Here is a 13,974-nt window from a genome sequence, read left to right on the forward strand (position 1 = left end):
TTTACAGGTCTAAGCATACTGTTTTTTTGGCAAAGAGTGAACGTACAATCACGCCTAAAACCAGCCTTTACGCCCTTGCAATTGCCGATCTGCACAGCGAATGGCTTCCTGACTCAGTCCCCAAAGTCGATAATCACCAATTAAAGAACCTGCAGCAAAATTATGGGTATAGGCAAAACTGAGTTGACGGTCAGGATCACACCACGCGCCTGAACCATTAAAACCCATGTGTCCAAAACCGTGAGAGCGCTTACCCAAACTTAATACGCGGTGATAGCCCAATCGCCAATGCATCGGGATAGGCATAACCCGATCACGCTGCACATATTGCACTTGGCTCAATTTCTGAAAAACTTCAGGCTGAATCAATTGCTGACCTTGCCATGATCCACCCTGCGCCAACATGGCATAAATACGTGCCAAACTTTGTGCAGTAAATACACCATTGGCAGCAGGAATCACGGCTTGTAAGCCTGTATCACTAAAAAAACTAAAATTTTTCATGCCTTTGGGAATCATGCCATCCTGAAAGTCTTGCGGATTTTGCCCACTCCATGCAATGACTTTATCGAATATTGATACAGGACGTTTGCTCGATTTAGCTTGGTTTTTAACTTTAGCTGTCTGTTTATTTGTAGATGATGCATCTGTTTGCGCTGATGTCACAGCAGTTTTAAATGGTCGTGCGACACGGGAAAGCTCAGACGCAGGCACACCAAAATACGCCCCATCCAAAGCCAAAGATTCAACCAAGTATTGCTGCATCAATTCAGCCAATTTTTGACCTGTAGCTTTTTCTAAAATCCCACCGACCAGCCAGCCAAAAGTTAAAGGTTGATACGCTGCCTCACTTGCTACATCAAAACGTGGCTTGGCTTGAGCCAACACATCCAGCATGTGCGACCAATCTGCCATTTCAGTCGCATCGGCAATGATATTACGGATGTCATATAAACCACTTTGATGACTCAGCACATGCCTTAAGGTCATCAATGCTTTGCCATTTTGGGCGAATTCAGGCCAGTATATATAAATGGGAGTATCGTAATCGACCAGTCCTTGACTGACCAAAATATGTGCCAGTGTCGCTAATACACCTTTGCCTGTGGAATAACATACAGATAAGGTATCGGCTTGCCAGTCTTCATCTGGCGACTTTTTGCCTGTGTAAATATCGACGACTTTCTGACCTTGAAAGTACACCGCTAAAGCAGCCCCGCCCTGTTGGCTACGTGCATTTTGCAAACGGCTAAATTGCATCGCTAAATCATGAAATTCAGGCGCAACCCATCCACGATAATTTTCAGTTTCAGCAAAAATATAATCCTTTAAATGTTGCATCGTCCTGTTTATCTCGTTTTTCTTGTTAATAAAAGTTTAGCGCAAATAAAAAGCCCAAATTTAAATAATCTGGGCTTTCGATCACTGAATTAAAGCGCGGTGACAACACCTGTCACATGCGGTTTTTGGTTTTTACTGTTACGAATTAAAAAATCTGTATTTTTAGCGTCCGTTGCAGTTAAAAACTCAACTTTAGATGGCAAATACATAGGTAACTTAAACCAGACATCGGCTTCATAGGCATCTGGCAAAGTCAAACTCGATAAGGCTTTGGCTTTGCTCCACATGCCGTGCGCAATCGCTTGTTTAAAGCCAAATGCTTTTGCAGTAATCGCGTGGATATGAATTAAGTTAAAATCGCCAGACGTTAAGGCATAACGGCGACCCGTATTTTCAGAAATATCCCATTCAGCTTGAACGGCATAGTTTGGCGCTTTGCTTTCTGCAGATTTTGCAGCTGCTTTAGTGGTGGTTTTTTGACGTGCTAAATACGTGGTTAAACCTTCAATCACCACCTCATTGCCTACTTTAACAGTGGTAATAAAATCAAACTGTACGCCTTTATCATGTGGTTGCAATTCACCAAATTTACACGACAAGGTCAGTTGTTCATTCAATCCAACTTTACGGCTTTGTTTGACTTGGTTGCGAATATGCACCAAGCCCAAAATTGCAAATGGAAATGCTTCTTGGGTCATCATGTGCATTTGCAGACTTTGTGACAATACAGCCAAATAAATTGCAGGAATATAGCCGTTATTTTTAAAACCTGTCACTGCATTATAGGCTTTTAAGTGCTTTTGATCGACCTTGAATGAATCCACCACATATTCAACTTGCGGCAGAACTTTTTCACCTTTTGGCTTTTTAAAAATTAAGCCCTGAATCACTTTTGGATAGGCTAAATAGGGTTTTGGAAGTTGACTAAAATGGCGAGTATTCATACTGAACCTTTGAGAAGTTTTTCTAATTTATTTAATGGAGTTCTTTCTCCCGCTGGGAGAAAGCTAGAGAGAAGGGTTAATAATCTATCCCCTTATCTCCCTCTCCTAAATCCTCTCCCCAAGGGAGAGAACTTTGAAGGTGTTAAGCCCCTAACAAGCTTTGACCACAAACACGTACCACGTTACCATTAATACCTGTCGATGCCGATGAAGCAAAGTAAGCAATGGTTTCTGCAACGTCTACAGGTAAACCACCTTGACTCATAGAGTTCATACGACGACCTGCTTCACGAATGGCAAAAGGAATTGCAGCAGTCATTTGCGTTTCAATAAAGCCAGGTGCAACGGCATTAATGGTGATGCCGTTGTTTAAAACAGGTGCGGTAAATTTCACGACACCAATCACGCCAGCTTTAGATGCTGCATAGTTGGTTTGACCCAAGTTGCCTGCAATACCTGAAATTGAAGATACGCAAACGATACGACCATTGGCATTTAAACCATCATTTGCCAATAAGTAATCGTTCACACGCTCAATTGCAGACAAGTTGATGTTAATGACTAAATCCCAAAGCTCTGGTTTCATATTTGCCAAAGTTTTGTCACGGGTAATCCCCGCATTATGCACAATAATATCCAAACCACCTTGTGCAGCGGCAGCTGTTTTAATTTGCTCGCCTGCATCTGCAGCAGTAATGTCAATTGCTAGCGTTGAACCACCAATTTCAGCAGCAACACGGTCTAAATCTGCTTGTTGTTGTGGAACGTCTAGGCAAATAACGTGTGCACCATCACGTGCCAACACATGCGCAATCGCTTCACCAATACCACGGCTTGCACCTGTCACCACTGCAGTTTTACCTGCCAATGGTTTTGCCCAATCTACATCTACAGTTGCAGCACTCGACACACGAATCACCTGACCTGACACATAAGCAGAACGTGGTGAAATTGCAAAACGTAACGTAGATTCTAAGTTTGCTGCAGCACCTTGATCGACATAAATTAAGTTAGCCGCAATGCCTTTTTTAAATTCTTTGCCTACCGATTTTACAAAACCTTCCAAAGCGCGTTGTGCAATGGCTTTTTTCACACTGCCTGCAGTTTCTGGTGTAGTACCAATCACCACCACGCGACCAGAAGCCTGAATTTGGCGTGAGATTGGGTTAAAGAACTCATAAAGCGCTTTTAATTGTTCAGAGTTTTCAATACCTGAAGCATCAAACACCACCACTTTAAATTTAGATTCTTTATCGCCTGGATTGAATGCACCTAAATTTAAGCCCACTTTTGCCGCAGCTTGTTGCAATTCTGCATTGTTACCTGCATAACTGTTGGCATGTACATTAGCTAAAACTTGTGCAATTGATGCAGACAAATCACTTGCAGGGGCTACACCTAAAAGTACTGCACCTTTTACCACTGGTGTTGCAGACTCAAAACGATCTAAAAAAGTTGGGGATGGTAAACCCAAATTTTTAATGACAAATTTACCAATAGGAGATTTTGCAAATGTTTGATATTGATCAGTCATGATTATTATCTCTCATAAATTCATTTTTTGATGGATTACACGATATCTTTTAACATCAATATGATGCCAAATGCCCACATTTCAATAGCGTTACCCGTTTGTGCTAAATCATACTTGAGTTAATTATGAGATGTCTTGACCTGAATGCATTCTGCAATGTCATTGTAGTCAATTCAGCTGTCATACTATTGTGCTAATGTACGCATCAAGTAGACCCTTAACATGCTTGGAAAAGCCTTATGAGCAAAACAACTCAAGAAAATCCAGCAGTGGAAAATTCTGCAACGGATTCTGTGTCAAATACATCAACTGCTAAACGTACAAGCAAAAGTAGCAACACTGCAACCCGTTCCAACACGAGTACGACAAAAACTACACGTACCCGCACGACTAGCCGTGCTAAAACAACTGCTTCAACGCAAACAAAAGCACCATCTAATACCAATACCTCTGTTCAACAGGATAAAATTATGAGCCAAAACACTGTTCGCCGCGTTGCTATTATCGGTGGTAACCGTATTCCATTCGCACGTTCTAATGGCGCTTACTTTACTGCATCTAATACAGATATGTTTACAGCAGCATTAAATGGTCTTGTTGAACGATTCAACTTACAAGGTCAGCGTTTGGGTGAAGTTGTTGCAGGTGCAGTGCTCAAACACAGCCGTGACTTTAACATGACTCGTGAGTGCGTACTCAATACTGCCCTTGCTCCTGAAACACCTGCTTACGATATACAACAAGCATGTGGTACTGGCTTGCAGGCTGCTTTTTTAGTTGCGAATAAAATTGCACTGGGTCAAATCGAGGTTGGTGTTGCAGGCGGTGTAGATACGACTTCTGACGCGCCAATCGCATTTGGCGATGGTTTGCGTAAAGCATTGCTTGAATTGAACATTGCAAAAACAGGTAAAGACCGCTTAAAAGCATTAACCAAAATCAACATTAAAGATTTAATGGATGCGCCACGTAACGGTGAACCACGCACAGGTTTATCAATGGGCGACCACCAAGCCATTACTACGTTGGAATGGGGCATCTCTCGTGAAGCGCAGGATGAGTTAGCAGCTTCATCTCACCAAAAAATGGCAGCTGCCTATGACGAAGGTTTCTTTGATGATCTCATCACGCCATTTTTAGGTTTAGAACGTGACAATAACTTACGTGCAGATTCTACTGTAGAAAAACTAGCGAAGTTAAAACCTGCTTTTGGTAAAGGCGACGCGCGCACTATGACTGCAGGTAACTCTACCCCACTGACTGATGGTGCATCTTGCGTATTACTTGCCTCTGAAGAATGGGCAAAAGCCAATGGTCATGAAGTCTTGGCATATTTGACTTTCCAAGAAACTGCCGCAGTTGATTTTGTAGGTAAAAAAGAAGGTTTGTTGATGGCGCCTGCATACGCTGTCCCACGTATGCTTGAACGTGCTGGCTTAACCTTACAAGACTTCGACTATTACGAAATTCACGAAGCATTTGCTTCACAAGTCTTGTCGACCTTAAAAGCATGGGAAGATCCGAACTTCTGTAAAGAGCGTTTAGGTTTAGATGCACCTTTAGGATCAATTGATCGCAGCAAACTGAACGTTAAAGGTTCATCTTTAGCGGCAGGTCACCCATTTGCAGCAACAGGTGGTCGTATTATTGCAACTGCAGCCAAACTTCTGAATCAAAAAGGTTCTGGTCGTGTATTGGTGTCAATTTGTGCTGCAGGCGGTCAAGGTGTAACAGCAATTATTGAAAAATAATTCTGCCTAGTTCTAATTTAGATAGAGATAAAAGCCACTTGATTCATTCAGGTGGCTTTTTTATAACCCTAAATTTATAGCAGCCAACTTTTAATTAGCTACTAGCGCTTTATCTGACTGAATGTTGCGGGGCATAACCCAGTTTCGCTTCAATATGGTCATAACAATATTGAAAAATAAAGGTATAGAGCAAAATGCTGAGCGTCATCAGCAAATCAATCAAAATTGCCTGCAGCAGGGATATTTCTAAGGCATACGCCACCATGGGAATAGTGGCGAGCATTAAGCCACCTTCAAAACCAATTGCGTGTAAAACGCGTATTTTAAAAGTTCTGTGTAGCTGGTGTTGCGCTTCAAACTTTTCAAAATAGTGATTGAAAAACATATTCCACAGCACCGATGTCACCGCCATCGCAATGCCTAGACCACCTGTCACTTGCATTGGCATTTCAAACACATAACTTAATGCCAAAGCAATGATGACCAATAAAATCACTTCATAACTCAGGGCATGTACCCATCTTCTTTTGGAAATCAACATCTGCTTACTCAAATACTTATCCTTCCCCGCTTATTTTATTTTCATTTAATTGACCAATCGAGTTAGAATCCATCAATAATATTGAAAGATAAAAGCCAACCTCTGTCATGAATATCAATCAAGATCAGCTGATTATTTTTATCACCGTCATGGAATCGGGTTCTTTTTCTGCAGCTGCACGCCAATTGGGCAAGGTGCCTTCGGCAATTAGTATGTCCATTGCTAATTTAGAAATTGATTTAGACCTAAAACTGTTTGAACGGATTGGGCGTGAACCTTTGCCTACCCCACAAGCGCAGAGTCTTTACGAAAAAAGCAAACAACTGCTCATAGAAATGAAGCAATGGAAACAACATGCTTTTGCGCTCAGTTCTGGGCTGGAAGCACACTTAAATATTGTGGTGGTGTCTGAATTACTACACACTCGCTGGACAGATTATATTGTGTTACTAGAACAGCAATTTCCTGAATTGCAGATCAATATTTTCTCTGCGCCACAAGAAGATGCACTGCATTTACTCATGACTCAAGCAGCGGACTTGGCCTTTATGTTTGAACGCGAACAATTACAAAGCAGTGAACAATTTGTGGAATTAAAACGTGAAATTTTAGTGCCTGTCGCTGCCCGACATTCACCGCTGGCTGAATCTGATCAAGTCAGTTTTGAACAGATTTTACAAAATCGGCAAATTGTAGTGGCGAGCCGTGATCGGCAGATTAAACCCGAGTTGTTATTTTCTAAGCACTATTGGCGTACCGATAATCATCATTCTGCCTGCAGTATGATTAAGCAGGGTTTAGGCTGGGGTGTCTTGCCCTTGGAAATGCTGAATGAACATCCTGAACTACAACACGAATTAAAAATTTTACAGCTGCTAGATTTCACCCCAAAATTTGAATATTTTGTCGATTTGGTCTGGAGCCGAGAACGTCAGTTGGGCGCTGCTGCTCATTTTTTGATTAATCACGTCCGAAATCTGAGAAAAACTGGTAAATTATCCACAAACCCTCTTACTTGGTACTTGGGTTAAAAGCTGGTTGTGATATAACTGAATGTATAAGCAATAACCTAAGAACTAGATCTCGAATGACACAGACAGCTTTAAATCAACTAAAAAACTTAACCACTATTGTTGCAGATAGTAGTGACTTGGCTGCGATTGAAAAGTTTCGTCCTTTGGATGCGACCACCAACCCATCACTCATTACGGCGGCTGCAAATCAACCTGAAAATAAAGCGTTGATTGAAGCTGCATTTGAGCAAGCCAAAGCTGAAGGTTATACAAATGATCTATTGGTTGAGCGCAGCATTGATATTTTAACGGTCAAATTTGGTGTAGAAATTTTAAAGCTGATTGAAGGTCGTGTTTCGACTGAGGTGGATGCTTCTTTGTCTTATGACACTGATGCGACCATTGCCAAAGCCAAAGAACTTTTAGCACTGTACCAAGCTTATGGTGTTCATTCAGACCGCATTTTGATTAAGATTGCATCGACATGGGAAGGCATTCAAGCGGCGAAAGTGTTGGAAGCTGAAGGCATTCACACCAATTTAACCTTGTTGTTTGGTTTACATCAGGCACATGCTTGTGCAGATGCCAAAGTGACGTTGATTTCGCCATTTGTGGGTCGAATTTTAGATTGGTATAAAAAAGCTGAAAATGTCATGTACTACCCTATTGAAAAAGATCCAGGTGTACTTTCGGTGAAGAAAATTTATCAATTCTATAAACAGCACCAAGTACAAACTGAAATTATGGGCGCGAGTTTCCGTAGTATTGATCAGGTTTTGGCTTTAGCTGGTTGTGATTTATTGACCGTTGCACCAAATTTATTGGCAGAACTTGAAGCTGATGAACGAGAAGTCGCTGCAGCGTTATCGACCAATGGCATTCAAGTTCAAGCTGAACCACTGGCAGCAATTGAAAAGGAACAATTCAAAGCGCAACTTGAAGCAGATTTGATGGCGTTCCAATTGTTACAAGGCGGCATTGATGGCTTTATTAAAGCGCGTGAGCAACTTGCCACCCTATTACGCCAGTCTTTCGGCTTAGATGCAGAGATTAAAGCTTAAGCTTTAACCTATCCCAGTAAAATTCCAAAATTTTTACTAAGCCACAAAACCGATGTTGTTATACTGCAACATCGGTTTTTATTTAGGTGAGTTTGCGTGTTTGGTATTAGTGACCTCAGCACTTTTATAATTGGCACAACCTTAATTGTGCTCTTGCCTGGCCCAAACTCACTCTATGTCATGTCAGTGGCTTCACGCTTTGGGATACGCACAGGCTATGCAGGTGCTTTCGGTGTATTTACGGGTGATCTGATTTTAATTGTGTGCACCATTTTAGGGGCAGCCTCATTACTGCATGCTTTTCCATGGCTATTCACCTTATTAAAAGTAGTTGGTGCGCTCTACTTAGGCTATTTAGGTATTAAACTACTGATTGCAGCCTATAAAACATGGTTTCCACAAACCAGAACTTCGCACGCCAATCTTTCTACAACAGCAACGAGCAATACAACTGAACGGGTTCATCCCTACCGAACTGCTTTAATGATTAGCGTTATTAACCCAAAAGCAATTTTGTTTTATTTGTCTTTTTTTGTGCAATTCGTCAATCCTGATTACACCTACCCGATGCTGAGCTTTGCTGTTTTAGCCATCGTCCTACAAATCATTAGCATGGGTTATTTATCTATCTTGATTTTTTCAGGAGTCAAATTAGCCAGTTATTTCAATCAACGCTATAAAATTGCAGCCATTTGCGTTGCAAGCATTGGTATTTTGTTCTGCGGTTTTGGCTTTAGACTGGCAAGCTCAACGCTATAAAAAAAGTATAAAAAACACTTTTGACTATTTGTTCAAATGTGTATGATCTGTTCATAAATTATAGAAAATATGTCTAAGAAAGCATGCAAAAACTTTTAAATGACTTCTCTGTGCCTGCAGTATTTGCAGGTTTTATTACCTTCTTGGTCGGTATTAGTGTTTCCGCGGTTTTAGTCATTCAGGCAGCACAAATTTTAGGCGCAAGTGCTGAGCAAATCAGCTCTTGGTTTTGCGCGTTGGGTTTAGGTATTGGTCTAAGCGGGCTGATTTTATCTTGGAAATTTAAATATCCTGTGGCGACCTCATGGTCTACCGCAGGCTTGGCACTGATTATCGCCACGGGCAGCGGTTATAGCTTACACGAAGCAATTGGCGCATTTTTATTTTGTGGCGTACTCACAGCAGTGCTTGGCTTTTTAGGTATTTTTGAAAAGGTACTGACTTATATTCCACAAAGTTTAACCAGCGCCATGTTGGCAGGTGTTCTGCTTAAATTTGGAATTGCCTTATTTACCAGCCTGCAAGAAGCATGGGCATTTATTTTGTCTTTATTGGCAGCCTATGTATTGGCAAAACGATTTAGCCCACGTTATAGCATTGTTTTAACTGTATTGATTGGGGTCGCGTTATGCCCAATCTTCTTACAATTTCAAATGCCGAGTGTGCAATGGAGTATTGCGCAACCTGTTTGGATGCAACCCGAATTAAGTTGGTCTGCCATTTTAGGTTTAGCCCTGCCTTTGTTTGTCATTAATATGGCATCGCAATATTTGCCCGGTCTTGCCATGATCAAAAGCTATGGCTTTAACCCAAATGTACGTCACTTAATTGGTTGGACAGGCACAGCACAAGTTATTTTCGCGCCATTTGGATGTTTTAGTGTCAATATCGCATCCATCAGTGCTGCTATTAGCTTAGATGATCAATCGCATCCCGATGCAAGTAAACGCTATATTGCGGGGATTAGCTGCGGTTTGTTTTATATCTTGATGGGGATATTTGCGGCAACGCTTACCAGTTTACTGATGTTATTCCCTGCTGTTTTTATTACAGCTTTGGCAGGAATTGCACTGCTCGGTACTATTGGACACAACATTGCCCTCGCCTTTCAGCACGTTTCAGAACGTGAAGCCGCTTTATTGACCTTTTTATTTAGTGCTTCTGGGGTGCAGTTTTTTGGTATTGGTTCTGCATTCTGGGGACTGATTTTTGGTTGTGTGGTTTTGGCAGTTTCAAAGTTTAAACAAAGCAAAAGCTAAATAACTAAGCGATTAAAACACTTTTTCAGAAGCATCGTATTGATTTATTGTATGCGCGATACATTAAGGGCCGCTGTGCTTCGGATAAATTCCACTGTTTTAGCAAAAGTTTGTTGGCTTTCTTTTTGGTGCATAAAAAATTGATATTCGTGAATTAACCATGCTTTTGTATCTGGATAAAATGCTGTCGTCACAGGAATCTGCTGTTGCTGTAATGCATGCAGCATCGGCATAGATTGAGTTTCTGTTAAAAAGTCTTTGTTACCACCACTGATAAATACCGCAGGATAGTTTGCCGTTAAATGTTGAATAGGCGAAATATTCTTCAGAAATTCACTGTCCTGTTTCCGATCTCCCGTGTAAGCCTGCACCAAATTATAAACACCCCACTCTACGATATTCATTTCATCTGGCGCAGTTTCAACAAACGCTTTTAGATCATAAATCCCGCAGTGCAAAATCAGCCCTTTAAGTTGTTTGTGCTGAATAGTCGGCTGTAAATTAGACTGCTGTGCAAATGCAGGATTACTCAATAATGCGGCATAATGGCTAGCTAAATTCGCCCCTGCAGAATCGCCTGCTAAATATAATTGTTGTGGATTAAGCTGATATTTTTCTGCATGTTGCGTGATGTAATTTAAAACCTGATCAATTTGTTGCAACTGAGTAGGATAAGTTGCATGCGGGGCAAATTGATATTGTACGGCAATTACATTAAAGCCCTGCGCGGCTAATAATTTAAAATAGCCACGTGCGTGGGCTTTTGAACCTGCAATCCAGCCACCACCATGAATCCAGACAATTGTCGGGCGTGCAGCTAAATCTTGCAATTGACTGTCTTGATACAAGTCAAAACTCAAATTGGGCTGCGTGGCATACACAATATCATGTTGCACTTGTATGTTTTTGGGTGCATAGCGATCCATGATTTTTTGCTGCAAGCCTGTGGTGAGATTAAATGCACCAGCAATGATTCGACTGTTCTGCTGCGTGGTTTGACAAGCACTTAACAACATAAAACACAGCAACATCCAAATTATTTTCAAACCACATTTCCCTCAAGATTCATACACCCAATTCAAACCCAAGTAATTTAAAATTAAATTATGAAGGTCTATTTATTTTTGCAAATTTAGCATCTTATTTTATCGTATAGCTTTGCCGTTGAGTTGAGTAAATTCATCATCTTCAGCTTATCTTTTCTTTCAGCAAATTTGGCGGGTAATTAAATGAATTATCAATCTTTTTTCAGATTTTAAATTGAACCTATATAGACTATATGCTATCAATAAAGTGTAAGGCGAATAATCATAATTTCTGGAGTTACCCGCATGTCGTACCAAAATATTTTAGTCCCTGTAGATGGTTCACAAATTTCTTTTTCAGCGGTCAAACATGCAGCTGAAATTGCCAAAGTATTTAACAGTAAACTCACCTTAATTAGCCTTGTTGCGGAAGACCCATTTACTGATTCTGACTTTTACTATAATTATTCATCTGCCATTATGAAAGAATACTTTGTGCAAGCGACAGCCAATGCACAAAAGGCATTAAAAGAAGCAGATGAAATTGCGAAAGCAGTGGGTGTAAATGCAGAAACTCGCGTGGTTGAGGGTTTGGTATCTGCTGAAGGTGTAATCAAAACTGCGAAAGACTTAAATGCCGATGTGATTGTGATGGGTTCACATGGTCGTAAAGGTTTCCAAAAATTATTATTGGGTAGCTTTGCCACAGACGTATTACGTCATACAGAATTACCTGTGCTTGTAGTTAAAGCTTAATCACTATTTTAAGCCATATTTTCATCATAAATTTTTAATAAGGATTTGCCATGACAACTTATAAACACTTACTTGTTCCAGTAGATGAGTCACCTATGTCTTATGCTGCAGCCGAACAAGCACTTTCATTGGCAAAAGATCTAAATTGCCCTGTTACTATTATGAGTGTAATTGCAGTTGATCCTTTTGTAGGCGTGGACTTCTACAAAGTTGCACCAGCAATTACCGATTATTTCATGCAGGCTGAACAAAATGCACAAAATCGTTTGGCTGAAATTCAGCAATCCTTTAGCCGTGAAGGTATTTCGGTAGATACCAAAATTATCCGCGGTGTTGCAGCTTCAGAAGGGATTGTGCAAATTGCCAATGAAATTGGTGCTGACCTGATTATTATGGGTTCGCATGGCCGTACTGGCGTGAAAAAGATGATGCTTGGTAGCGTTGCCCAAAACGTACTGACTCAGTCCCCTGTTCCTGTTTTGATTGTTAAGGTTTAATTCAATACTGGCTGTGCTTTGCCACAGTAAAAATACAAAATAAAAAAATCCCGTTCGCCAATGAACGGGATTTTTCTGGATAAAACTTTTAAAATTTTTCTAAATTACATATTTTATGCAATCCAGTTGAGTTGAATATTCATCAGACTAAAACTTAATTAACCCGATGTGGTAAACGGAACATTTCATGCGTATCGGTATAAAAACTGCGACCATCTAAATTCAGTTCAATTTCCTGACCACATTCCAACAACACATGTTTTCCGACTTCGACCCATTTAAAACCATCACGGGTATTTTGCTTTTTCTTTGATGCCACCAAAGACACCATAATTTCACGACCATTCACTGCTTTCGCAAGCATTGTTTGCATTTTTTTCAATATTTACACCAATTCATTTATAACTTACACATCAAGCTCAAATTAAAATTTTGAGCATAGTTTTTTTAATACAACAACATTCATCACACTTAATTTGCAGTGCATAAAATAAATGCAGCACAGCATGATGATGAATAACTACGAGAGAATAGAGATATTTTTATTGTACAAGTTACACTATAACATAGATTTAAAGTCTTTGCAGCATCGGCTACAAATTTGTAAAGATAAACTTAATAAAACAAAAATTTCTTAATCAAACCTTAATCATTTTCGTGAGATAATCTACCCCAGACACAATGGATGGTGTTTGATCGCACAAGCCCACTTCGGTGGGTTTCTTATTAGGCTAACTAAATAACGATAACAAACTTTATCTGGCGGATTCAAGCGGCAAGTGCAACAGTATAAAAACCAGCCATAACTTCACTCGGTGTATACCAACCTAGTGTTTTTCTAGGACGATGGTTGAGTGCAAATTCTATCTGCTCTATTTGTTCGTTTGACACGTCATCAAACGATGATGATTTTGGCAGATATTGACGGATTAAACCATTCGTATTTTCATTTCTAGCTCGCTGAATAGACTTGTAAGGATCAGCAAAATACGTCTCTATGCCAGCATCAGTAATTCTTTTGTGTTCGGAAAATTCTTTGCCATTATCAAATGTCACACTATAAGCATGGCTCATTTGTAAACGATCTAATGCACAAGTAATCGTTTTAGAGGATTCTCTCGTTGACCCTAAATGAACAATATGTACATACAGGCTCTTTCGATCAACGAGAGTCAATAAAGCACCTTTATGATGTTTACCAATCACCGTGTCACCTTCGAAATCTCCTAAACGTTGTCGTTGATCAATGACCTGGTCTCGGCAGTGAATACTTGTTTTATCAATGATTTGACCCCTACGATCCGTGTTTTTGTAACCGCGTTTTCGATATTTCTTCTGAAGCCTTAAGTGTAGATAAAGTTTACCGCCTTTTGATTTATCTTGATAAATGTACTGGTAAATCCACTCATGTGAAGGTACATCCAGCCAACCGCGTTGTGTTAAAGCACCTGAAATTTGTTCTGGTGACCAGTCCAAACCAATCAAATAATCAA

Annotated in this window: 14 protein-coding genes; 7 read left to right on the top strand and 7 right to left on the bottom strand. The window is 40.3% G+C overall.

What is annotated here, in order from left to right; genetic code table 11:
• Nucleotides 1-54: 54 nt before the first annotated feature.
• From FTT71_RS08135 to FTT71_RS08145, 3 genes are all read right to left on the bottom strand, one after another.
• Nucleotides 55-1,341: a serine hydrolase gene (locus FTT71_RS08135; protein WP_179988633.1), complete on the bottom strand. Its 1,287-nt coding sequence runs from the start codon at nt 1,339-1,341 to the stop codon at nt 55-57.
• 89 nt (nt 1,342-1,430) lie between these two features.
• A complete protein-coding gene (locus FTT71_RS08140) occupies nt 1,431-2,285 on the bottom strand; it encodes a MaoC/PaaZ C-terminal domain-containing protein (protein WP_179988634.1) in 855 nt (284 codons plus the stop codon).
• 142 nt (nt 2,286-2,427) lie between these two features.
• A complete protein-coding gene (locus FTT71_RS08145; protein ID WP_180160856.1) occupies nt 2,428-3,819 on the bottom strand; it encodes a 3-oxoacyl-ACP reductase in 1,392 nt (463 codons plus the stop codon).
• A 239-nt stretch (nt 3,820-4,058) separates the two neighbouring features.
• Here FTT71_RS08145 and FTT71_RS08150 point away from each other — a divergent pair, with 239 nt between their 5' ends.
• Nucleotides 4,059-5,570: an acetyl-CoA C-acetyltransferase gene (locus FTT71_RS08150; protein WP_104852102.1), complete on the top strand. Its 1,512-nt coding sequence runs from the start codon at nt 4,059-4,061 to the stop codon at nt 5,568-5,570.
• 109 nt (nt 5,571-5,679) lie between these two features.
• Here the strand turns inward: FTT71_RS08150 and aceI are convergent, their stop codons facing one another.
• Entirely contained in the window at nt 5,680-6,111 is a 432-nt protein-coding gene (aceI, locus tag FTT71_RS08155) for a chlorhexidine efflux PACE transporter AceI (RefSeq protein WP_179988635.1), read from the bottom strand.
• A 107-nt stretch (nt 6,112-6,218) separates the two neighbouring features.
• Between aceI and FTT71_RS08160 the strand changes: the two genes are divergently transcribed.
• The 4 genes from FTT71_RS08160 to FTT71_RS08175 all read left to right on the top strand — a co-directional run bounded on the left by FTT71_RS08160 (nt 6,219) and on the right by FTT71_RS08175 (nt 10,203).
• Complete coding sequence (locus tag FTT71_RS08160; protein ID WP_180160857.1) at nt 6,219-7,142, top strand: LysR family transcriptional regulator; 924 nt, start codon at nt 6,219-6,221, stop codon at nt 7,140-7,142.
• A 56-nt stretch (nt 7,143-7,198) separates the two neighbouring features.
• A complete protein-coding gene (gene tal / locus FTT71_RS08165) occupies nt 7,199-8,185 on the top strand; it encodes a transaldolase (RefSeq protein WP_136144603.1) in 987 nt (328 codons plus the stop codon).
• A gap of 96 nt (nt 8,186-8,281) precedes the next feature.
• Nucleotides 8,282-8,944, top strand: coding sequence for a leucine efflux protein LeuE (gene leuE, locus FTT71_RS08170; RefSeq protein WP_179988637.1), 663 nt, complete (start codon nt 8,282-8,284; stop codon nt 8,942-8,944).
• A gap of 83 nt (nt 8,945-9,027) precedes the next feature.
• Complete coding sequence (locus FTT71_RS08175; RefSeq protein ID WP_179988638.1) at nt 9,028-10,203, top strand: benzoate/H(+) symporter BenE family transporter; 1,176 nt, start codon at nt 9,028-9,030, stop codon at nt 10,201-10,203.
• A 44-nt stretch (nt 10,204-10,247) separates the two neighbouring features.
• Here the strand turns inward: FTT71_RS08175 and FTT71_RS08180 are convergent, their stop codons facing one another.
• Nucleotides 10,248-11,219, bottom strand: a complete 972-nt coding sequence (locus tag FTT71_RS08180; protein WP_179988659.1) for an alpha/beta hydrolase — start codon at nt 11,217-11,219, stop codon at nt 10,248-10,250.
• A gap of 315 nt (nt 11,220-11,534) precedes the next feature.
• Here FTT71_RS08180 and FTT71_RS08185 point away from each other — a divergent pair, with 315 nt between their 5' ends.
• Together FTT71_RS08185 and FTT71_RS08190 are read left to right on the top strand one after the other, a co-directional pair.
• The gene (locus FTT71_RS08185; RefSeq protein ID WP_004973248.1) at nt 11,535-11,984 is read left to right on the top strand and encodes a universal stress protein; all 450 of its coding nucleotides are present in this window, start codon (nt 11,535-11,537) and stop codon (nt 11,982-11,984) included.
• A gap of 50 nt (nt 11,985-12,034) precedes the next feature.
• On the top strand, nt 12,035-12,481 hold the full coding sequence (locus tag FTT71_RS08190) for a universal stress protein (RefSeq protein ID WP_004973247.1): 447 nt from the start codon (nt 12,035-12,037) through the stop codon (nt 12,479-12,481).
• A gap of 154 nt (nt 12,482-12,635) precedes the next feature.
• Here the strand turns inward: FTT71_RS08190 and FTT71_RS08195 are convergent, their stop codons facing one another.
• On the bottom strand, nt 12,636-12,854 hold the full coding sequence (locus FTT71_RS08195; RefSeq protein ID WP_004973244.1) for a hypothetical protein: 219 nt from the start codon (nt 12,852-12,854) through the stop codon (nt 12,636-12,638).
• 395 nt (nt 12,855-13,249) lie between these two features.
• Nucleotides 13,250-13,974 (bottom strand): IS30 family transposase (locus tag FTT71_RS08200; protein WP_180160858.1); only part of this gene is annotated, 725 nt, incomplete at its 5' end.

The sequence above is a fragment of the Acinetobacter sp. YH01004 genome (genome assembly GCF_013420455.1).
GTDB classification, from domain to species: Bacteria; Pseudomonadota; Gammaproteobacteria; order Pseudomonadales; family Moraxellaceae; genus Acinetobacter; species Acinetobacter towneri.